15 protein-coding genes are annotated in these 21300 nt (G+C 67.2%); 10 read left to right on the forward strand and 5 right to left on the reverse strand.

Annotated elements, in window-relative coordinates:
- The first annotated feature begins 62 nt into the window (after window positions 1-62).
- The 6 genes from QF046_RS11725 (at window position 63) to QF046_RS11750 (ending at window position 11044) form a co-directional block, all read left to right on the forward strand.
- On the forward strand, window positions 63-4871 hold the full coding sequence (locus QF046_RS11725; protein WP_307369940.1) for an LPXTG cell wall anchor domain-containing protein: 4809 nt from the start codon (window positions 63-65) through the stop codon (window positions 4869-4871).
- Window positions 4872-5158: 287 nt separating this feature from the next.
- Entirely contained in the window at window positions 5159-6460 is a 1302-nt protein-coding gene (locus QF046_RS11730) for an extracellular solute-binding protein (protein ID WP_307369942.1), read from the forward strand.
- A 78-nt stretch (window positions 6461-6538) separates the two neighbouring features.
- A complete protein-coding gene (locus QF046_RS11735; protein ID WP_307369945.1) occupies window positions 6539-7531 on the forward strand; it encodes a carbohydrate ABC transporter permease in 993 nt (330 codons plus the stop codon).
- Complete coding sequence (locus QF046_RS11740) at window positions 7528-8445, forward strand: carbohydrate ABC transporter permease (RefSeq protein ID WP_307369948.1); 918 nt, start codon at window positions 7528-7530, stop codon at window positions 8443-8445. The genes QF046_RS11735 and QF046_RS11740 overlap by 4 nt, the downstream gene beginning before the upstream one ends.
- 1 nt (window position 8446) lies before the next feature.
- Complete coding sequence (locus QF046_RS11745; RefSeq protein ID WP_307369950.1) at window positions 8447-9922, forward strand: GH1 family beta-glucosidase; 1476 nt, start codon at window positions 8447-8449, stop codon at window positions 9920-9922.
- Between the two features lie 90 nt (window positions 9923-10012).
- Window positions 10013-11044: a LacI family DNA-binding transcriptional regulator gene (locus tag QF046_RS11750; protein ID WP_307372824.1), complete on the forward strand. Its 1032-nt coding sequence runs from the start codon at window positions 10013-10015 to the stop codon at window positions 11042-11044.
- A gap of 447 nt (window positions 11045-11491) precedes the next feature.
- Here the strand turns inward: QF046_RS11750 and QF046_RS11755 are convergent, their stop codons facing one another.
- Entirely contained in the window at window positions 11492-12304 is an 813-nt protein-coding gene (locus QF046_RS11755; RefSeq protein ID WP_307369953.1) for a hypothetical protein, read from the reverse strand.
- A gap of 488 nt (window positions 12305-12792) precedes the next feature.
- On the opposite strand from QF046_RS11755, the gene dnaB reads away from it, so the two are divergent.
- Window positions 12793-14193 (forward strand): replicative DNA helicase, encoded by a 1401-nt coding sequence (gene dnaB, locus QF046_RS11760; RefSeq protein WP_307369955.1) that lies wholly within the window; start codon window positions 12793-12795, stop codon window positions 14191-14193.
- 123 nt (window positions 14194-14316) lie between these two features.
- Here dnaB and QF046_RS11765 read toward each other — a convergent pair whose 3' ends face one another.
- The 4 genes from QF046_RS11765 to QF046_RS11780 all read right to left on the reverse strand — a co-directional run bounded on the left by QF046_RS11765 (window position 14317) and on the right by QF046_RS11780 (window position 17347).
- Entirely contained in the window at window positions 14317-15435 is a 1119-nt protein-coding gene (locus QF046_RS11765) for a winged helix DNA-binding domain-containing protein (RefSeq protein ID WP_307369957.1), read from the reverse strand.
- Between the two features lie 5 nt (window positions 15436-15440).
- A complete protein-coding gene (locus QF046_RS11770) occupies window positions 15441-15893 on the reverse strand; it encodes an HIT family protein (protein WP_307369959.1) in 453 nt (150 codons plus the stop codon).
- 90 nt (window positions 15894-15983) lie between these two features.
- Window positions 15984-16718, reverse strand: a complete 735-nt coding sequence (locus QF046_RS11775; protein WP_307369961.1) for an SDR family NAD(P)-dependent oxidoreductase — start codon at window positions 16716-16718, stop codon at window positions 15984-15986.
- Between the two features lie 2 nt (window positions 16719-16720).
- Window positions 16721-17347: an NADPH-dependent F420 reductase gene (locus tag QF046_RS11780; protein WP_307369963.1), complete on the reverse strand. Its 627-nt coding sequence runs from the start codon at window positions 17345-17347 to the stop codon at window positions 16721-16723.
- Between the two features lie 148 nt (window positions 17348-17495).
- On the opposite strand from QF046_RS11780, the gene QF046_RS11785 reads away from it, so the two are divergent.
- From QF046_RS11785 to QF046_RS11795, 3 genes are all read left to right on the forward strand, one after another.
- On the forward strand, window positions 17496-18161 hold the full coding sequence (locus QF046_RS11785; RefSeq protein ID WP_307369964.1) for a TetR/AcrR family transcriptional regulator: 666 nt from the start codon (window positions 17496-17498) through the stop codon (window positions 18159-18161).
- An 83-nt stretch (window positions 18162-18244) separates the two neighbouring features.
- Entirely contained in the window at window positions 18245-19963 is a 1719-nt protein-coding gene (locus QF046_RS11790; RefSeq protein WP_307369966.1) for a glycoside hydrolase family 13 protein, read from the forward strand.
- Between the two features lie 67 nt (window positions 19964-20030).
- Window positions 20031-21293: an ABC transporter substrate-binding protein gene (locus tag QF046_RS11795; protein ID WP_307369973.1), complete on the forward strand. Its 1263-nt coding sequence runs from the start codon at window positions 20031-20033 to the stop codon at window positions 21291-21293.
- Window positions 21294-21300: the final 7 nt, after the last annotated feature.

The raw sequence follows: 21300 nt of genomic DNA on the forward strand, positions 1-21300 counted from the left end.
CATGCGTGACGCGCGATTCATGACGTGAATCCACTCTTCTTCGTACTCAGAAAGGGTTAGACATGAACAAGTATGTTTCGCGAAGCCTGCTTCTCGTGGGTTTCGCAGGTGGCCTCTGGGCCGCCGGTACTGGTGCCGCCGCTGCCTCTGAACCTCCCGAGGGCGACTCCTCGGCGATCATCGATGTCCAGTTGCCTCTCACGCTCGAGGGCCAGGTCGTTCTGTCGACAGGAGCGTCCGCCCCGGACGCGTCGGCCGTGAAGCCGAAGCCCACTGCGAGCGTGTCGGTCGATCTTGATGCCGTCGTCGGCGTCGTGACCGGTGAGAAGGCGGTCGCCGCGGTCTCGGCGCCGGTGACGGTGTCGGTGAAGGCGGCTCCGGTGAAGGCGGCTCCGGTGAAGCCGGCGGGCGCTGCGCACTCGAACGATTCTCCGGGAGGGCCCACGGGCGCCCGAGGAGTCGTCGACGCGTCGGCGCAGGCGACGGTGAAGGCGAACGCGGTGAGCGTGTCCGCCGACGCGAGATCGCAGGGCTCGACGATGGCAGCGACAGGTGAAGATGGCCGCGGCGGCAGCGCCGGGATCAACACGGGCGGGGCAGTCGCCACGGGCCCGAACACCACGGTGACGCATCATTCGGGCGTCGCGGGCGGGGGCAAGGTCGGCGGTTCCGGCATCGGTGTCGCATCCGGCGGACAGTTCGTCCTAGGGATCACGACTCCGGTCTCGGGCGTCGGCGACGTTGTCGGAGATCCACCGACTGTGCCTTCGTTGCCTTCGTTGCCGGCGTTGCCGGCGTTGCCCGTCTTGCCGGGCGAGCCCACCGGTCCTGTCCTCGACCTGGGTGGCCTGGTCGGCGGCGTCGGTGACTGTCTGTGCAAGGCGCCTGGCGATCTGGTCGAGGCTGTCGGGGGTCTGATTCCGGGCGTTCCTGCGCTGCCGGGACTTCCGAGCGCTCCTTCGGTTCCGAGCCTTCCGGCTGTTCCGGACGTGGATGGCCTCATCGGCACCCTCGGTGGGTTGGTACCGCAGCTGCCGGCTGTTCCCGGCGTTCCTTCGGTTCCGGGTGTTCCGGATCTTGGAGGGGTTGTCGGAGATGCTGTTGGCACTGTCGGTGGCCTGGTTCCGGGCGTTCCCGCGCTGCCGGGACTTCCGAGCGTTCCTTCGGTTCCGGGTGTTCCGGATGCTGGTGTGATCGGCGGTGTTCTTGACTCCGTCGGTGGCGCTGTCGATTCTGTCGGCGGCCTGGTTCAGGGTCTGCCGGAGCTGCCTGGTGTTCCTTCGGTTCCGGGTCTTCCCAGTGTTCCGGATCTCGATGGTGTCGTTGGCACGATCGCTGATACCGCAGGCCAGCTGCCTGTCGTGGGTAGTCCGGTGGCCCAGGTCGTTGACACTGTCGGCGGTCTGATCCCGGGTCTTCCCGAGCTGCCTGGTCTGCCTGGCGTTCCTTCCGTCCCGGGTCTTCCCGGTGTTCCGGATCTGGGAGGGCTTGTCGATGGTGCTGTTGGCACGCTCGGTGGACTGATTCCGGGTCTGCCTGAGTTGCCTGGTGTTCCGTCGGTTCCGGGTCTTCCCGGTGTCCCGGATGCTGGCGTGATCGGTGGTGTTGTTGACATGGTCGGTGACGCTGCAGGTCAGCTGCCTGTCGTTGGGGCTCCGGTCGCCCGGGTCGTCGATACTGTCGGTGGCCTGATCCCGGGTCTGCCTGAGCTGCCTGGTGTTCCGTCGGTTCCGGGTCTTCCCGGTGTCCCGGATGCTGGTGTGGTCAGTGGTGTTGTTGACACGGTCGGTGGACTGATTCCGGGGCTTCCGGAATTGCCGGGTACTCCTGGCGTTCCTTCGCTCCCGGGTCTCCCGGGTCTTCCGGATGCTGGTGTGATCGGTGGTGTCGTTGACACGGTCAGTGACGCTGCAGGTCAGTTGCCTGCTGTGGGTGGTCCTGTGGGTGAGGTCGTCGACACCGTCGGCGGTTTGATTCCGGGTCTCCCGGGTCTGCCTGAGCTGCCGGGCGCTCCGGATGCTGGTTTGATCGGTGGCGTCGTTGACTCCGTCGGTGACGCTGCCAGGCAGTTGCCTGTCGCGGGCGGTCCGGTGGCCCAGATCGTCGACACTGTCAGCGGACTGGTCCGGGGTCTTCCAGAGCTGCCGGGTCTGCCTGGTGTTCCTTCGGTCCCGGGTGTTCCGGGTCTGGGAGAGGTTGTCGATCGTGCCCTTGGCACGCTCGGTAGCCTGATCTCGGGTTTGCCGGAGTTCCCGGGTACTCCTGGCGTGCCGTCGGTTCCGGGGCTCCCGGATGCTGGTGTGATCGGTGGTGTCGTTGACACGGTCGGTGACGCTGCAGGTCAGGTGCCTGTTGTTGGTGGTCCGGTGGCCCAGGTCGTTGACACTGTCGGCGGCCTGATCCCGGGTGTACCCGAGTTGCCGGGTGTTCCTTCGGTTCCGGGTCTTCCCGGTGTCCCGGATGCTGGTGTGATCGGCGGCGTCGTTGACTCCGTCGGTGACGCTGCCAGCCAGTTGCCTGTCGTGGGTGGTCCGGTGGCCCAGATCGTCGACACTGTCCGCGGCCTGGTCCCGGGTGTTCCCGAGCTCCCGGGTCTGCCTGGTGTTCCTTCGGTCCCGGGTCTTCCCGGTGTTCCGGATCTGGGAGGGCTTGTCGATGGTGCTGTTGGCACGCTCGGTAGCCTGATCTCGGGTCTGCCGGAGCTGCCGGGTACTCCTGGTGTTCCTTCGGTTCCGGGGCTGCCGGATGCCGGTGTGATCGGTCGTGTCGTTGACACGGTCGGTGACGCTGCAGGTCAGTTGCCTGTTGTTGGTGGTCCGGTGGCCCAGGTCGTCGATTCCGTCGGCGGTCTGATCCCGGGACTTCCCGAGCTGCCGGGTACTCCCGGTGTGCCTTCGGTTCCGGGTCTTCCGGATGCTGGTGTGATCGGTGGTGTCGTTGACACGGTCGGTGACGCCGCCGGTCAGTTGCCTGCTGTGGGTGGTCCGGTGGCCCAGGTCGTTGACACTGTCGGCGGTCTGGTCCCGGGTGTGCCTTCGGTTCCGGGTCTTCCTGGTGTTCCGGATCTGGGAGAGGTTGTCGATGGTGCTGTTGGCACGCTCGGTGGTCTGATCCCGGGTCTTCCCGAGCTGCCGGGTGTGCCTTCGGTTCCGGGGCTCCCGGACGCTGGCGTGGTCAGTGGTGTCGTTGACACGGTCGGTGATGCTGCTGGTCAGTTGCCTGCTGTGGGTGGCCCTGTGGGTGAGGTCGTCGACACCGTCGGCGGACTGGTCCCGGGTGTGCCTTCGGTTCCGGGTCTTCCGGATGCTGGTGTGATCGGTGGTGTCGTTGACACGGTCGGTGACGCCGCCGGTCAGTTGCCCGCTGTGGGTGGCCCTGTGGGTGAGGTCGTCGACACTGTCGGCGGACTGGTCCCGGGTGTTCCTTCGGTTCCGGGTCTTCCTGGTGTTCCGGATCTGGGAGAGGTTGTCGATGGTGCTGTTGGCACGCTCGGTGGTCTGATCCCGGGTCTTCCCGAGCTGCCGGGTGTGCCTTCGGTTCCGGGGCTCCCGGACGCTGGCGTGGTCAGTGGTGTCGTTGACACGGTCGGTGATGCCGCCGGTCAGTTGCCTGCTGTGGGTGGCCCTGTGGGTGAGGTCGTCGACACTGTCGGCGGACTGGTCCCGGGTGTTCCTTCGGTTCCGGGTCTTCCTGGTGTTCCGGATCTCGGAGAGGTTGTCGATGGTGCTGTTGGCACGCTCGGTGGTCTGATCCCGGGTCTTCCCGAGCTGCCGGGTGTGCCTTCGGTTCCGGAGCTTCCGGATGCTGGCGTGGTCAGTGGTGTCGTTGACACGGTTGGTGATGCTGCTGGTCAGTTGCCTGTTGTGGGTGGTCCGGTCGGTACGGTTCTCTCCATGGTGGCCAGCTTGGCTTCGGCGCCTTCAGGTGCTGGCGACCCTTCGGTTCCGGAGCTTCCGGATGCCGGTGTGATCGATGGTGTTGTTGGCACGATCGCTGATACCGCTGGCCAGATGCCCGTTGTTGGGGGTCCGGTGGCCCAGGTCGTCGATTCTGTCGGCGGTCTGGTCCCTGGCGACCCTTCGGTTCCGGGTCTTCCGGATGCCGGTGTGATCGGTGGTGTCGTTGACACGGTCAGTGACGCCGCAGGTCAGCTGCCCGTTGTGGGTGGTCCGGTCGGTACGGTTCTCCCCATGGTGGCCAGCTTGGCTTCGGCGCCTTCAGGTGCTGGCGACCCTTCGGTTCCGGGTCTTCCGGACGCTGGCGTGGTCAGTGGTGTCGTTGACACGGTCGGTGATGCTGCCGGCCAGTTGCCTGTTGTGGGGGGTCCGGTCGGTACGGTCCTCTCCATGGTGGCCAGCTTGGCTTCGGCGCCTTCAGGTGCTGGCGACCCCTCGGTTCCGGGACTTCCGGAGCTTCCGGATGCTGGTGTGATCGGTGGTGTCGTCGACACCGTCGGTGATGCTGCCGGTCAGCTGCCCGTAGTGGGCGTTCTCTTCAGCCAGGTCGTCGATTCCGTCAGCGACCTCGTCGAGGGTTCCACCCCGACGGATCCCGGTTCCTCGACGGATCCCGGTTCCCCGACGGATCCGGGTGCCCCGGCTGATCCCGGTACCCCGGGTGAACCCGGAGCCCCGGGCATCCCCACTGACCCGGTGTCGCCGATCGGACAGCCGGCCACAGTCGGTCCGGCGGGCGACCCGCACATGGCGGCGGCGGCCTATTTCCCGTCGCGTTCGGACTCGAGTTCGTCCAGTGGCCCAGCCACTCTGGCGAACACGGGGAGCAGTGACCTGTCCGTGCTCGGACTGGGCGCTGCGATGTTCCTGATGCTCGGCTCGCTCGTGTTGGTGAGGCGGCGTCAGCAGAACTGATCGGAGGGTATGACGGCCGTGGCCGCGCCAGGGGGAGGGGCGCGCCACGGCCGTCATCATGCCGTCCAGTGCTGCCATTGGCATGGGAACCCCGCCTGATCTCGTGCCCGTCGTCGGTGACCTCCGAAGCCCACCCTCCTCCTTCCGTGTCGTGGGAGCGCGCCCATGCAACTCTTGACATGCGGAGAAACATGCGCGTACTGTCGCTATGAAATCAATTGAGAGCGCTCCCACCACTCGCAATGCAAGCGCTCCCACACCTACCCCACGCACAAGGAAGTGAATCCGTGAACGCATCACGAAGCAGGATCGTCGCATCCCTCGCCGGCGTCGCCGCGCTGGCTCTTGTCGCCACCGGCTGCTCCGCGGCCGACGCAGGCGACGCAGGCAGCGGCGACGAGAAGATCACCCTCTCGATCACCACGTTCGGCACGATGGGCGTCGAGGCCGCCTACGAGCAGTACATGGACGAGCACCCGAACATCACCATCGAGGCGACCAACCTCGAGGGCGGCGGCGCGGCGCGTGACGACGCCTACGCGAAGATCGCGGCCGGCACCGGGCTCAGCGACATCGTCGCGATCGAAGAGGGCTGGCTCGGCACGATCGCCGAGGTCTCGGATGCCTTCGTCGACCTCCGCGACTACGGCATCGAAGACGTCAAGGACAGCTGGCTCGACTGGAAGTACGAGCAGGGCACCACGACCGACGGCCAGGTCATCGGAGCCGGTCTCGACATCGGCCCCCAGGGCCTCTGCTACCGCGGAGACCTCTTCAAGGCGGCAGGCCTGCCCAGCGATCGCGACGAGGTGGCAGCGTACTTCGGCGGCGAGGACGCCACCTGGGACCGCTTCTTCGAGGTCGGCCAGGAGTACGTCGAGAAGTCCGGCAAGGCGTTCTACCACAGCCCCCGATTCTTCTGGAACTCCTTCGTGAACCAGCAGAAGGAGGGCTACTACAAGAAGGACGGCGAGACCCTCAACATCAAGGACAACAAGGTCCTGAAGGAGCAGTTCGCCAAGATCGTCCAGGCGGAGAAGGACGGCCTCGGCGCCGGCCTGCCCGGCTGGGACGTCGGACCCGAGGCCAAGGCCGGCGACTACGCCGTGTACATGTGCCCGAGCTGGATGCTCGGCATCGTGCAGGGCTACTACGACGAGGGCACGACCGACAGCGGCTGGGACTTCGCCAACGTGCTGCCCGGCGGTGCCGCGAACTGGGGCGGCGCGTTCCTCGGCGTCGCAGCATCCTCCGAGCACCCCAAGGAGGCCGCTGAGCTGGCTCTGTGGCTCGCATCGCCCGAGCAGCAGGCCAGCGCCTTCGAGAAGGCCGGTCCCTTCCCGAGCACGCCCGAGGGTCAGAAGCTCGTCGGCGATACCAAGAGCGCCTTCTTCAACGACGCACCTGTCGGCGAGATCTTCGCAGAGCGGGCGAAGGGCGTCGTCGCCCAGGTCAAGGGACCGGAGGACTCCAACATCCAGGACAACGTCTTCGGTCCGATCTTCGACCGCGTCAGCCAGGGTGAGGTCACCGACCCCGACAAGGCGTGGGACGAGGCCATGACACTGCTCGACCAGCTCGTCGGCTGATCGACCCGGGTGGCCCGGCGCAGCGCGCCGGGCCACCCGCACCACCCCTCCACCCTCGTATCGCGGATTGGTTTGACGATGACCACCTCACCGGGACGCACCGCCCGACCTTCACTGACCTTCCGTCAGAAGGTCAGTCGCTTCGACTACACCTACTCCCCGTACTTCTACGTCGCCCCGTTCTTTCTCCTGTTCGCGCTGATCGGCGTCTTCCCGATCGCGTACACGCTGAACGTGTCGCTGTACCAGTGGCACCTGCTCAAAGGGCAGGGCGACTTCGTCGGGATCGACAACTACGTCTCGGTCCTCACCGATCCGTTCTTCTGGAACGCGTTCGGCAACACCATCAGCATCTTCCTGCTCTCCGCCATCCCGCAGCTGATCGTCGCCACCATCGTGGCCGCGCTGCTGGATCAGGCCATCCGGGGCAAGACGTTCTGGCGCATGAGCATCCTGCTGCCCTACATCGTCGCCCCCGTCGCCGTCACGGTGATCTTCCTGCAGGTCTTCAACCAGTTCCACGGCCCCATCGCGGGCATCCTGGAAACTCTCGGACTCGACCCCGTCCGCTGGGCGTTCGACGTCTTCCCGTCGCACGTCGCGATCGCCACCATGGTGAACTGGCGCTGGACCGGATACAACGCCCTGCTGCTGCTCGCGGCAATGCAGGCCGTCCCGCGCGACGTCTACGAATCGGCCACGCTGGACGGCGCGAGCAAGGCCCGCCGCTTCTGGTCCATCACCATCCCGATGATCCGCCCCACCCTGATCTTCGTGGTCATCACCGCGACCATCGGCGGTCTGCAGATCTTCACCGAGCCCAAGCTGTTCGACGGCCGGACCAACGGCGGCAGCGACCGTCAGTTCCAGACCATCGTCCTCTACCTCTACGAGCTGGCGTTCCCAAGGCGCGACTTCGGCCGCGCATCGGCCACCGCCTGGATCCTCTTCGTCGTCATCGTGCTCGTCGGTCTGCTCAGCTACGCGGTCACCCGCGCGGTGCGCACTGCCGACACGAAGACGGCTCGGATCGCCCGCGGCTCCGTCAGCACCGAGCAGGGAGTGTCATGACCGCCACCGTCACGCCGCCGCAGGCGACGAAGCCCTCATCGAGTGATCAGCCGGTCTCCGTCGAGGAGCGCCGCTCGCGCCGTCGGCGGTTCTACGAGCGTCCGGGTGTGCTCACCTACGCGCTGCTGGCCGCATTCTTCGCCGGATCCGCCTTCCCGCTGTGGTGGTCCTTCGTGATCTCCAGCAGACAGTCGTCGGACACGAACCTCGTTCCGCCTGCGATCCTGCCCGGACCGAACTTCCTCAGCAACGCGGCGAAGGTGTTCGACACCGTGCCGTTCCTGCTGGCGCTGCTGAACAGTGTGATCATCTCGGGCGCGATCACCATCTCGGTGGTGTTCTTCTCCACTCTGGCCGGATACGCGTTCGCCAAGCTGCGCTTCCGCGGCCGCACCGGACTGCTTCTGACGGTGATCGCGACGATGGCGATCCCCACCCAGCTCGGCATCATCCCGATGTTCATGCTGATGGCCGAGTGGAAGTGGACCGGAACCCTGCAGGCCGTGATCGTTCCAGGCCTGGTGACCGCGTTCGGCGTGTTCTTCATGCGCCAGTACCTGGTCGACGTCATCCCGGACGAGCTCATCGAGGCCGCCCGCATGGACGGCGCCAGCATGTGGGGCACCTTCCGGCACGTCGCCATCCCCGCGGCGCGACCCGGGATGGCGGTGCTCGCCCTGTTCACCTTCATGGCGTCGTGGACCGACTACCTGTGGCCGATGCTCGTGCTCGGGCCGCGGAATCCGAACGTGCAGACCGCTCTGGCAGCCCTCAGCGCCGCCGGCGGGCAGAATCCTGACAACGCCATGGTGCTCGCGGGAGCCGTGCTCTCGGTCGTCCCGCTTCTCATCCTCTTCGTCGTCGCGGGCCGACAGCTCGTGGCGGGAATCATGCAAGGCGCAGTGAAAGGCTGACATGACCATCGAGATCAATGCCCACACCCGCGAGAGCCCGGCGATCCCGGCGACGCAGGGAGACCCCGACTACCGGGACAGCGGGCTCGTGTTCCCGGCGGACTTCGTGATCGGCGCGGCCACCGCCGCCTACCAGATCGAGGGTGCTGCCACCGCGGACGGCCGCGGGCCGTCCATCTGGGACACGTTCAGCGCCACACCGGGCAAGGTCGTGAACGGCGACACCGGTGCCGTGGCCGATGACCATTACAACCGCCTCGAGTCCGACCTCGACCTGATGGTCGAGATGGGCCTGGAGGCCTACCGGTTCTCGATCTCCTGGCCGCGCGTGCAACCGCTGGGCTCGGGTGCCGTGAACCAGGCGGGACTCGACTTCTACGGTCGCCTTCTCGACGGGCTGATCGCCCGCGGCATCCGCCCGGTCGTCACGCTCTACCACTGGGATCTGCCGCAGCCGCTGGAGGATGCCGGAGGCTGGACCAACCGCGAGACCGCCTACCGGTTCGCGGAGTACGCCCGCATCGTCGCCGAGGCCCTCGGTGACCGCGTGCCGGCGTGGACGACACTGAACGAGCCGTGGTGCAGCGCCTTCCTCGGCTATGGTTCCGGCGGTCACGCGCCGGGCCGCACCGACGGCGCGGACGCGCTCGCAGCCATGCACCACCTGAACCTCGCCCACGGTCTCGCAGTGCAGGTGCTGCGTGAGGTGACGCCCCAGGCCGAGGTCTCGATCACCCTCAACTTCCACGTCGTGCGCTCGGAGGACGGCGTCGACGGCGCGGACACCGAGGCCGTGCGCCGGATCGACGCGCTCGCGAACCGGTCGTTCACGCAGCCGCTGCTCACCGGCGGGTACCCGGTCGATCTGATCGAGGACACGAAGTCGGTCACCGACTGGTCGTTCGTCCTCCCCGGGGATGCCGAGACCATCCGCCAGCCGCTCGACAGCCTCGGCGTGAACTACTACTCCACGGCGCGGGTGCGTCTGTGGGACGGCGTCTCGCCGCGCGAGCACGCCGACGGGCACAGGAGCGCCCGCGGCTCGGCCTGGCCCGGCAGCGAGCACGTCGAGTTCCTCAGCCAGCAGGGTCCGTACACGGCCATGGGCTGGAACATCGCCCCCGACGGTCTCGAGCACCTGCTGCTCTCGCTCAGCAGGCAGCATCCCGATCTGCCGCTGCTGATCACCGAGAATGGCGCGGCCTTCGAGGACGAACTGGTCGGCGATCGTGTGCAGGACGACGAGCGCGTCGACTACCTGCGCCGCCACTTCACCGCCGCTCATCGGGCGATGCGGCAGGGCGTCGATCTGCGCGGATACTTCGTCTGGTCGCTGTTCGACAACTTCGAGTGGAGCTACGGGTACAGCAAGCGCTTCGGGATCGTGTACGTCGACTACGAGACCCACGAGCGCACCGTCAAGGACAGCGGACGGTGGGTGCAGCGGCTGATCGAAGGCCACGTGATCCCGGACTGAACCGCATGCCGGCATGGCGTACGGTGTAGAAGTCCCACCTCCGATGGAGGATCCACGAACGCACCCGACGGGCAGCAGGAGACAGACGTGATGAAGGAGCCGGCCCCGGCGGCGCAGCCCTGGATCCCGACCCTGGAAGAGGTCGCGGCCCTCGCCGGTGTCTCGAGCTCCACCGCGTCGCGCGTGATCAACGGGTCGCCGCGGGTGACCGAGCAGACCATCGCCCGGGTGAACGCGGCGATCGCCAAGGTCGGCTACGTGCCCAACCGCGCTGCGCGCAACCTGGCGAGCCGCCGCACGCAGACGGTCGCGATGATGATCCCCGAGCGCACGGCCGAGTTCTTCGCCGATCCCTACTTCGCCGAGGTCATCCAGGGTGCGGCCATGTACGCGTCGTCCACCGAGTACTCCCTGACGCTGCTGATCGAGTCCGAGAAGGACCCGGAGAAGACCCATCAGTTCCTGCGGCGGGGCAATGTGGACGGCGCACTGATCCTCTCGCACCACAGCGCCTCGTCGTCGTATCGGGAGCTCGCACGGACCCTTCCCGTGGTCTTCGGAGTGCGCCCTCCTGGAGAGGTGGGCGACGAGATCCACATCGTCGATGTCGATAACCATGCCGCCGCCGCGCTCGGAACTCAGCATCTCGTCGACCGTGGTCGCACACGCATCGCCACCATCACCGGCCCGCTCGACACGTTCGCCGGGCATGAGCGGCGGCGCGGCTGGAGCGAGACGCTCGCCGCGGCAGGGCTCGAGCCTGCAGGCGACGAGGAGGGCGACTTCACTCCGGCCAGTGGTGCCGCCGCGGCACAGCGCCTGATCGCGGCGGATGCGCCCTTCGACGCGATCTTCATCGCCTCCGCTCAGATGGCCTATGGGGCGATGCCCGTGCTGAAGGAGAGCGGGCTGGACGTGCCCGCCGACGTGGCCGTCGCCACGATGGACAACAACGTCTTCTCGACCGGCACCACACCGCAGCTGACCACGGTCGACCTGCACACCGCGGCGAAGGGCGCTGCGATGATGGCGACGGTCGTGCGCCTGATCAAGGGCGAGCACATCGGCACCCAGACTCTGGTGCCGATGGATCTCGTCGAGCGCGCGTCCACCGCGATCTGACACGCCTCTGCGGCTGAGAGAGGCGGGCGCCTCGCGAGGGGATGCGAGACGCCCGCCACCAGGCGGCCGGCGCTGGGATGCCGTGAGCCGCCTGAGTTGCGGCGCCGTAGGGGAGGGGATCCCCACGGCGCCGCGGGATGCCACCTGTGCGCAGGACGCTCGAAAGCGTCACGGGGCGCAGTGGGCGGCATCCGATCCACCGGTGGTGCGTTCCTTCCCCCGAAGGTCGCACAGCACCGGTGGAGGTCGCTAGGCCGCTCGGTGGCGGGAGGCGTCCGTGCGGACGCGAAGCGCTGAATCGCGCATATCAGTTCTCCTGATGGTCGTTCGGGTCATGAGGGGCGCGAGAGCGCGCTCGATCGGCGGGACGACACACTGGTCGCCCGAGACCCGGATCAGTCGGGAGAGTCGTCGGTGCTTCCTGCGGGGCCGGATGGCAGCACATCGTCACCGGCGTGCGCCGCGGTCAGCAGAAGCCCGAGCACATCGCTCGCGTGAGTGGTACCGGGAACGACCCCGGGCGCTGCCGTGGTGCCGGCCGCGGCGGATGCGACGGACGGCGCAGTGGCGGGCTGGTGATGCGTGCTGGTGCCGTCCGAGTCGAACGGCGAGCGTCCGGAGGTGTGCTCGGATGCCGCGGGTGAGAGTCGCGGAGGCGGCTGCGGTGCGCACCGGAGCGGATGCCGCGAGCGAGGCGTGCTTCGCGACCTGGAGGTGCGCCATGGGAGCGGCGGTGGGTGCCGGGTGGTGGTCCGCGTGCGTTGCGCGCGGGTGCTTCGCCGGTGCGCCGTGAGCCCGCACGGGCACTGCAGCACGGGCCTGGCGGGCGTGGCTCGCGATCTTCTTGGTGATCTTCGTGGCGTCCTGCAGAATCGAGCGCGCTTCGGGCTTCTGGTGCAGAGCGGACGTGACCTGCGCGGTGATGGACTTAATGGCCTCAGTGGGCTCCGGAGCCGCGACGAGCTGCGAGGGCGCGGCCTGCTGGGGCGCTGCCTCTCGGAGGGCGGTGACGACGGGCGCGGTCGGAGCTGTGATGACGCGCAGAACCTCGGATGCGGCCTGCGTGACCCCGTGTGCCGAGCGCTCTGCGGCCTGCGGAGATGTTTGATGCTGTGAGTGCTTCGCCGAGGGGCCGGGAGTCTCATCTGCATGCGCCGAGGAGCCGCTGAGGAACACGCTGAAGGCGGCCCAGATGAGCACGCCGAGGCCGACCAGCAGCCACATCGATCGGCTGCGGTTGTCGACAGACGTGAACCGCACTTCTTCCTCCCCCACCCCAGCGATATTCCGCCAGAACGGCTTGAGTGACCTTACAACGTCCACGGCTCCATGTCCACACGGATGGAGAACGTGCACAAAGTGCTGACGGCTGGGCAGAATCACCCCTTGACTTTCCCCAGGTTCTGCACATGTGCCACCGCAGGGGCAAACCTTAAATCTTCGCTTGAAGTCGAATCCCGTCCACAGGATGGGGAATACATGAAGCGCAGGTGAGAGCGCGAAAACGGGTCGGATATCTATGCTCTCCACCGAGTTGTCCACAGCCGCTCTGCACAGACACTCCCGAGTTGTCCGCAACCTCTCCACAGAGTTATCCACAGGGTGTGTTGCGTGGGTGGAGCGCTGCTCGTAGCTTGAGTGAGACCGCATGTCCGAGGTGCGTGATTCGCTGTGTGCACGACCGCACGGACGTCGGTCGTATGGCTGACGGCATGTGATCGCATCACCGTCGCCGGGGGAGGAGCAGGGTGTCGATCGCTGATATCTCGAACGAGCGGCTGGGCGGGTCGCGTCCGCCTGAGCGCACCCCTCCGCACGACCTGCTGGCCGAGCAGAGCGCATTGGGCGGAATGCTCCTGTCGAAGGACGCCGTCGCGGATGTGATCGAGACGCTCAAGGGCGCCGACTTCTACGTTCCCAAGCACGAGCTGATCTTCGAGGCGATCCTCTCGCTGTACTCGCACGGCGAGCCCACCGACGTGGTGGCCGTGACCGACGAGCTCATCAAGACCGGCGAACTGGGCCGAGCTGGCGGTGCGGATTACCTGCACACCCTCACCTCGATCGTGCCGACCGCCGCGAACGCCGGCTACTACGCGGGCATCGTCTCCGAGCGCGCGATCCTGCGCCGCCTGGTCGACGCCGGCACCCGCATCGTGCAGCTCGGCTACGCGGGCGAGGGCGATGCCGCCGACATCGTCAACAATGCACAGGCCGAGATCTACTCGGTGACCGGTTCGGAGACGGCCGAGGACTACGTGCCGCTGACGGTCGCGGTCGACGCCGCGGTCGAGGAGATCGAGGCGGCCAACGGCCGTGACGGCACGATGACCGGCATCCCGACCGGCTTCCGCGAACTCGACGAACTGACCAACGGCCTGCACGGCGGGCAGATGATCGTCGTCGCCGCGCGACCCGCGATGGGTAAGTCGACGCTGGCACTGGACTTCGCACGCGCGGCCGCGATCGGCCACAACGAGCCCTCCATCTTCTTCTCTCTCGAGATGGGCAAGAGCGAGATCGCGATGCGTCTGCTCAGTGCCGAGGGCGCGATCCCCCTGCAGAACATGCGCAAGGGAACGCTCGACCCGCGTGACTGGACCACGGTCGCCGCCACCCGCGGTCGCATCAACGACGCGCCGCTGTACATCGACGACAGCCCGAACATGACCCTGGTCGAGATCCGGGCGAAGTGCCGCCGGCTCAAGCAGCGCGAGGGTCTGCGGCTGGTCGTCATCGACTACCTGCAGCTGATGACCAGCGGCAAGCGGGTCGAGTCGCGTCAGCAGGAGGTGTCGGAGTTCTCGCGTGCGCTGAAGCTGCTCGCCAAGGAGCTGCAGGTGCCCGTGATCGCCCTGTCTCAGCTGAACCGTGGCGCCGAGCAGCGGTCGGACAAGAAGCCCGCGATCAGCGACCTGCGCGAGTCCGGCTCGATCGAGCAGGATGCCGACATGGTCATCCTGCTGCACCGCGAAGCGGCCTACGACAAGGACATCCGTCCGGGCGAGGCCGACCTGATCGTCGCCAAGCACCGAAACGGACCCACCGCCACCATCACCGTCGCCTTCCAGGGCCACTACTCGCGCTTCATGGACATGGCCCCCGGCGACTTCGGCGGAGGCGGCGGAGGCGGCGGGGACTTCAACTGAGGTGCGTCTGATCCTCGCTCGGTGCCGGTGCCGGTGCCGGTGCCGGTGCCGGTACCGGGGGACCGACTTCGCGCGGCTGCGCGACGCGACCGCACAGCTCTGAGGGGCGAACGGCGTTCCGCTTCAACCAGTCGCGACCGTCGCCGTCAGCTCGACGCGTCGATCTACGGCATCCGGGTCCATGAAGGCGACCAGGCGCCCGCCCTCGGCGATGAGCTCGTCCGCGACCGAAGCCTGGAGCGCGCGGTAGGGCCGAACGGTCAGCGTCGCGGTGTCGCCGTCGCGCGCGATCGTCCAGTCGCCACCGGTGAATCCGTCGATGAGCACGACGGACGGCACCGGGCCGTGGGGTCGGTGGGAATGGACGGCGAAGTCGTCGGTGATCACACGGCTGCGGTCGGCATGCGAGAGCAGCAGGTTGTCGAAGTCGTACAGAAAGCGCGGGGGTGCCGGGGTCTCGGCATCCGGTCGCGGCGCATCGGGCAGGTCGAACAGCTCCTGCCCGTCCTCGCTCCGGAACGTCACCAACTCCGCGCGCAACGGGTCGATGACCTCGCGCAGACGCGTCAGTCCCGACCACCGCTGCACATCGGCGACGGTCGCCGGACCGAACGCCGCCAGAAAGCGCAGCACCACCTGCGCGACGGGCTGCGCCGCTGACATGTCCGGGCCGAGCCAGGCGTCAGCGGTGGTGTGCGCGATGGGCCCGCTGCGTCCCCACAGCCCACGCGGCGGCACCTGCACCAGCGGCAGCAGATTGCGCACGGCGTACGCGAGCGTGGTCGGCGGCACGTCGGGCCACTGGTTCTGCAGACGTGCGCCCAGCTGCTTCGCCGTCATCGACTGCTCGGCGAGCAGCGCTGCGCCGGCCGATGCCAGCTCTTCCGCATCCACCCCGCGGATCGGGCGCCCGTGCGTACCGTTCGCGAACAGGTCGCGGTCGAGAACGGGCTGAACCGCGGCGCGTAGCCTGCGGACGTCGGATGCGGTGACGAGGTGGATGGTCGAGCGCATCAGCGCGACGCGCACCAGGCCGCGCTCGGCCAGCATCCCGGACGCCTGCTCGGCTCGGAAATCGGCGATACGGCTCCACAGCCCGACGTACCAGCTGTGCGGGGTCTGCGCCTGCAGGCCGACGAGGTGCTCCACCACCTCGTCGACCGGCCGGTCCGCGCGCTGAAGCAGCAGCTGCCTCGCCAGGGTGGCGCGGTTGAGTTCTCGCTGCCTCAGCACGGCGGTCATGGCGTTCAGCCTCGCAGACCCGCAGAAATCAGGCTCGCCTGTTGAGCGAGCATCCCCAGATCGACGACTGACCCGGGCTCGAACGGCAGCTCCATCCGATCTCTCGTCCTGTCCCGATAGCGAGGGATCAGGTGCACGTGGAAGTGGAAGACCGTCTGCCAGGCGGCCGCACCGGTGCAGTTCAGCAGGTTCACGCCGTCGGCTCCGAGCTGCGCAGGAATGACCTTCGCGATCCGCTGGGCGGCTAGAACCGTCGCGGTGAGGTCTTCGGCTGGGATGGCGAGGAGATCTGCGCTGTGACGCTTCGGGATGACGAGCAGATGGCCGTCTGAGCCCGGGTCGATGTCCATGAAGGCGAGCGTGGTCTCGTCCTCGGCGACCTTGGCGCAGGGCAGTACCCCGGCGACGATGTCGCAGAAGATGCAGCTCGAAGGATCTGCGGGCGTGCTGTCGGTCATTCCCCCATGATGCCCGCCCTCCGGCATCCGCACGCATGAAAGGAGAGGCCGCAGTCAGCGACCTCCCCTTCGGGACATTCCTGTGTGCACTCAGATCACGGTCGAGCCTCCGTCCGCCACGAGCTCCATGCCGTTGACGTAGCTGGAGTCGGCTGAGGCGAGGAAGAGTGCCGTGCTGGCGATCTCCTCCGGCTGGCCCATCTCGCGCCGCGGGATGACGGACTCGAAGACCGCCATCATCTGTGCGTCCAGGTTCTTCTCCATCATGGGGGAGGAGACCTGGCCCGGGGTCAGCACGTTCACGCGGATCCTGCGGTCCCGCAGCTCGGCGACCCACACCCGTGCGTACGCAGGAAGCGCCGCCTTGCTGCCGGCGTACGCGGCCCAGTCAGGGTAGCCCCGGACGGAGGCGTTCGAGCCCGTCATGATGATCGACCCGTTGTCGTTGAACAGCGGCAGAGCCTTCTGCACCGTGAACAGTGTGCCGCGCGCGTTCACCGAGAACGTGGCGTCGAACTGCTCCTCGGTGATCTCGCCCAGCTTCTGCGGCCCGCCGTCGCCTGCGCTCGCCCACAGGACATCGATCGAGCCCTTCTCCTGTCGGACGGTCTCGAACAGGTGGTCCAGGTCATCGAGCTTCGCCGAGTCCGCCACGACGCCTGTCACGTTTCGTCCGATCTGCTTCACGGCCTCGTCCAGAGCATCCTGGTGTCTCCCGGTGATGAAGACGTATGCGCCCTCCTCGACGAACAGCTTGGCGCCCGCGAGCGCCATTCCGCTCGTCGCCCCGGTGATCACTGCGATCTTGCCGTCGAGCTTTCCCACGCTCAGTTCCCTTCTGCGATGTTGACGCCCAGCGAGAAGCCGATGCCCAGGCTGCCGCGGGCCAGGCCCATCTCCAGCAGCCCTGCGCCCTCGAGCCAGTGCGCCATGGACAGATCGCCCGCGTCGCGCGGGCGGAGTCCGAGGCTGTTGATCAGATCCGCCACCTGCGCCTTGGCCTGCGCGTCGTCACCGGCGAAGAACACGTCCGCCGGCTCGCCTGATGCGACGATCTGGCTGAACAGGGTGTTGAAGCCCTTGATCACTCGGGTGCTGGCGGGGGTGGCCTCGTCGACGAGCTTCGCGACCGAGGTGTCATCCGGCACGGCCAGGCCGGTGCCGGTGGCGTTGAACGGGTTCGTGATGTCGATGACGATCTTGCCCGCGAGGGCCTCGCCGAACTCCTCGGCGACCGGGACGGCACTGGCGAACAGCACCGCGAGGAAGACGATGTCTCCGGTCGGTGTCGAGCCCCAGGCTCCGGTCGTGACGTCCGCACCAAGGCTCTTGGCGAGCGACGCGGCCTTGGCCTGGTCCCGCGAGATGATCTGGACGGTGTTGCCGCCCCTGATCGCCCGACGGCCGATGCCGCGGGCCATGTTCCCCGCGCCGATGATGGTGATGCTGCTCATGATGTGCTCCTTCGTGCGTGTCTGCGGACTGTCGAGGGATCTCGGCGGCCGGTGGATGGAGCGTCTAGGTGAGGCACCCCTCCGGTTCGTGTACAAGAACCGGAGGGGTGCCTCAGGTATTCCAAGGATTTCGGAGTAGATTGACGACATGACCATCAGCGAGGTGAGAGGGCGGCCCCTGCGACGCGACGCGCAGGTGCGCTACGACCGACTCGTCGCTGCCGCGCGCGCGGAGTTCGCCGCACGCGGCATGGACGCGTCGCTGGAGAGGATCGCCCGGGATGCCGGCGTCGCGATCGGCACGCTGTACCGCCACTTCCCGACCCGGATGGATCTGCTCCTGGCGGCGTTCGAGCCCCGGCTGCGCGAGTTCCTGGGCGAAGCGGAGACGGCTCTGCAGATCGAGGACCCGTGGGATGGCTTCGTCGGCTATCTGGAGAACCTCTTCCGTCTGCAGGCCGGCGACCGCGGTTTCAACGACTTCCTCTCGCGCCGATTCCCGGGCAACGCCGCGACCGAGAGCATCCACGACGAGATGTGTCTGCAGATCGAGCAGGTGCTCGCTCGCGCCCAGGATGCCGGCCGCGTGCGCCCCGACATCACCCGGGCCGACATCGTGAATCTCATCTGGTTCAACGGCCGGATGATCGATGCCACCAGAATCGCGGCCCCGAACGCGTGGCGACGTCAGCTGCACATCATGCTCGACGCCTATCGGGCCGAGCGCGCACATCCGCTGCCCGACCCGCCCATGACCGACGAGCAGCTCTACGACGCCATGGTGCAGCTCAACTCGGCGGACCAGGGGCGCTGAGACCGGGCGCGCGGTCGTACTTCGAAGTGCCGCTTGACATCTCGTTGGTCCTGCTATTAGATCGGTCTAGTAAACCCGCCAAAGTGACCAGGAAGACCGGATCGATGCCGACCCAGACGCTCGCCAATGACGACCACGCGCGTTCGATGATCGCCGCATCCGATCTGTCCTCGGCGGTGGTCTACCAGGTGTATCTGCGCTCGTTCCGCGACGGCAATGGTGACGGGATCGGCGACCTGCCCGGTCTCACAGACAGCCTCTCTGAGATCGCGGTCATGGGCTGCGAGGCGATCTGGCTCAACCCCTGCTACTCCTCGCCGCAGAGCGACCACGGCTACGACATCTCCGACTACCGTTCGATCGAGCCGGCATACGGCACTCTCGACGATTTCGACGCGATGGTGGCCGAAGCGCATCGACTGGGACTGCGGGTGCTCATGGACATGGTCGCCAACCACTGCTCGTCGCAGCACGTCTGGTTCCAGGAGGCGCTTGCCTCGACCCCGGGCAGCGCGGCACGGGAGCGGTTCCTGTTCCGTGACGGGCGCGGCGCGGACGGTGAGCTCGAGCCCGGCAACTGGCAGAGCGTGTTCGGCGGCCCCGCATGGACCCGCATCACCGAGCCCGAAGGCACTCCAGGGCAGTGGTACCTGCACTCCTTCGACGCTCAGCAGCCGGACCTCAACTGGCGCAACGCCGAGGTGCGCCGCGACTTCGAGGACGTCCTCCGCTTCTGGTTCGACCGGGGGGTGGACGGCTTCCGCATCGACGTCGCGCACGGCCACATCAAGGCCATCGATCTGCCCGATCACCCGGGAGCGGAAGACGGTACCGGCGGGCACAACTACGCGATGTGGGACCAGCCCGAGGTGCACGAGATCTATCGTGCCTGGCGTGCCGTCGCCGACTCCTACGACGAGCCGAAGTACTTCGTCGGCGAGATCTGGGTTCCGACAGCAGAGAGCCTGGCGAACTACTTGCGCCCCGATGAGTTGCATCAGGCATTCAGCTTCGACCTGCTCGTGCAGCCCTGGAACGCCAGCCGGTTGCGCCTGGCCGTCGAATCGGGTCTTCGCATTGCGAAGGGCAGCCCGGCGTGGACGCTGGCAAACCACGACGTGCACCGCGCGGTCACCCGCTACGGGCAGGAACAGGCCCTGGAAGCCCCCCTTCCCACGGACATGATCGCCGCGGCTCGCCGCACCGGAGAGGTGGATGTCGAACTCGGCACACGCCGCGCGCGTGCCGCATCCGCGCTTCTGCTCGCACTGCCAGGAAGCGTCTATCTCTATCAGGGCGAGGAACTCGGACTGCTGGAAGCACTCGATCTGCCCGACCACGCCCGGCAGGACCCGATCTGGGTGCGCTCCGATGGCGCTGAACTCGGCAGGGACGGATGCCGAGTGCCGTTGCCCTGGTCGGCCGAGGGTGCGAACCTCGGATTCAGCGTCGGCGAGACTGCATCCACGCCCTGGCTTCCTCAGCCGGACTGGTTCGCGTCGTACGTCCGTGACATCCAGGTCGACGATGCCGACTCGATGCTGAACCTGTATCGACGCCTGCTCGAGAACCGCCGGGCTCTGTTCGCCCCCGACGCCCCCGTGGAATGGCTCGATGCCGGAAGCGACGCGATCGCCTTCCGACGCGGTGACGCCACCTGCGTCGTCAATGTCAGCGACCGCGCGCTCGCGGTGCCCGCTGATTGGGGGATCGGTGCTCTCGTCCTCGCGACCGACGCGTCGACCGAGCCCGACCGGCTGGCACCCGACAGTGCAGCCTGGTTCCGCATCTCCGCACACTGAGCCGACGACTTCGACCCGAATAACTCTTGACGCCGTACCCCGACACAACAAACTCGAAGGAGCAATGATGCACCGCAAGATCCTCACCCTCAGCGCCGCCGGCGTCGCCGGTCTCCTGGCGCTGTCCGGATGCTCGGCATCCGCAGCCCCGGCCGGCACGACGGAAGTCACCGTGTGGCACTACTGGGACGGTACGAACGCCGATGCCTTCGATGCATTCGTCAAGGAATACAACGCCTCGCATGATGACGTGAAGATCACGCCGTCGAACGTGCCGAACGCGGACTTCCTCACCAAGCTGCGCGCCTCGGCGACCTCTCGCACCCTGCCGGACATGGCGATCGGCGACCTGGTCTGGGTCCCGCAGATCGCCCAGCTGGGCACTCTCGCAGATCTCAAGGGCCGCCTCCCCGCGGACATCCTGTCCGACATCAATCCGGCCCTGACCGCGTTCGGCTCCATCGACGGCAAGCAGGTCTCGGTGCCCGTCTCTGCCAACAACCTCGGCTATATGTACAACAAGACGCTGTTCACCGAGGCAGGTCTCGATCCGGAGACCCCGCCGACCACATGGGAGGAGCTTCTCGACCAGGCGAAGACCATCACCGCGAAGACCGGCAAGCCCGGATACGACCTCTTCACCCAGGCCGGCGACAACGGCGAGGGCCTGACCTGGAACTTCCAAGTGAACCTCTGGCAGGCGGGCGGCGAGTTCCTCACGGCCGACAACTCGGCCGCAGCTTTCAACTCGCCCGAAGGGCGGAAGGCGCTGCAGTTCTGGGTGGACCTGATCGACTCGGGCACCAGCCCCTACGCGAAGTGGGGAGAATTCGAGAAGGGCCAGGGCGGATCCGCGCAAGAGGGCTCCTGGATGGTCGGAATCTGGGCCGCCGACTCGCCCTTCGAGTTCGGTGCAGCTCCCGCGCCCTACCCCGCGGACGGCAAGCCCGCCACGAACCTCGGTGGCGAGCAGGCGATGGTGTTCGACAACTCGGATGCTGAGGCGAAGGCGGCATCGGACTTCCTGGCCTGGTTCCTCGAGCCCGCTCAGGTGACGAAGTGGAGCGAGGAGACCGGCATGCTGCCCGTCCTCAACTCCGTAGCCACCGGGAAGGACTACCTCGACTGGGTCGACTCCACCGAGCCTCGCCTGCTGCCGTTCGTGCAGCAGATGAAGGACGCGCACGCCCGACCCAACACTCCGCTGTACCCCAAGATCTCCATGGCCTTCGCGCAGGAGATCGAGAGGGCCCTGGCTGGCGAAGCGAGCGTCTCCGATGCGCTCGACGCCGCGGAGAAGGCCGTGAACGACGTGATCGAAAAGGGCTGACCCGCGC

Origin of the sequence: Microbacterium sp. W4I4, from assembly GCF_030816235.1 — a bacterium.
In the GTDB taxonomy this organism is placed as follows: domain Bacteria; phylum Actinomycetota; class Actinomycetes; order Actinomycetales; family Microbacteriaceae; genus Microbacterium.

What these genes read in the sequence shown, in the direction of transcription:
- QF046_RS11740 (WP_307369948.1), top strand. Translation starts at nt 7,528, where the DNA reads ATGACCGCCACCGTCACGCCGCCGCAGGCGACGAAGCCCTCATCGAGT.
- QF046_RS11795 (WP_307369973.1), top strand. Translation starts at nt 20,031, where the DNA reads ATGCACCGCAAGATCCTCACCCTCAGCGCCGCCGGCGTCGCCGGTCTC.
- QF046_RS11780 (WP_307369963.1), bottom strand. Translation starts at nt 17,347, where the DNA reads ATGAGCAGCATCACCATCATCGGCGCGGGGAACATGGCCCGCGGCATC.
- QF046_RS11750 (WP_307372824.1), top strand. Translation starts at nt 10,013, where the DNA reads ATGAAGGAGCCGGCCCCGGCGGCGCAGCCCTGGATCCCGACCCTGGAA.
- QF046_RS11785 (WP_307369964.1), top strand. Translation starts at nt 17,496, where the DNA reads ATGACCATCAGCGAGGTGAGAGGGCGGCCCCTGCGACGCGACGCGCAG.
- QF046_RS11725 (WP_307369940.1), top strand. Translation starts at nt 63, where the DNA reads ATGAACAAGTATGTTTCGCGAAGCCTGCTTCTCGTGGGTTTCGCAGGT.
- QF046_RS11770 (WP_307369959.1), bottom strand. Translation starts at nt 15,893, where the DNA reads ATGACCGACAGCACGCCCGCAGATCCTTCGAGCTGCATCTTCTGCGAC.
- QF046_RS11745 (WP_307369950.1), top strand. Translation starts at nt 8,447, where the DNA reads ATGACCATCGAGATCAATGCCCACACCCGCGAGAGCCCGGCGATCCCG.
- QF046_RS11765 (WP_307369957.1), bottom strand. Translation starts at nt 15,435, where the DNA reads ATGACCGCCGTGCTGAGGCAGCGAGAACTCAACCGCGCCACCCTGGCG.
- QF046_RS11735 (WP_307369945.1), top strand. Translation starts at nt 6,539, where the DNA reads ATGACCACCTCACCGGGACGCACCGCCCGACCTTCACTGACCTTCCGT.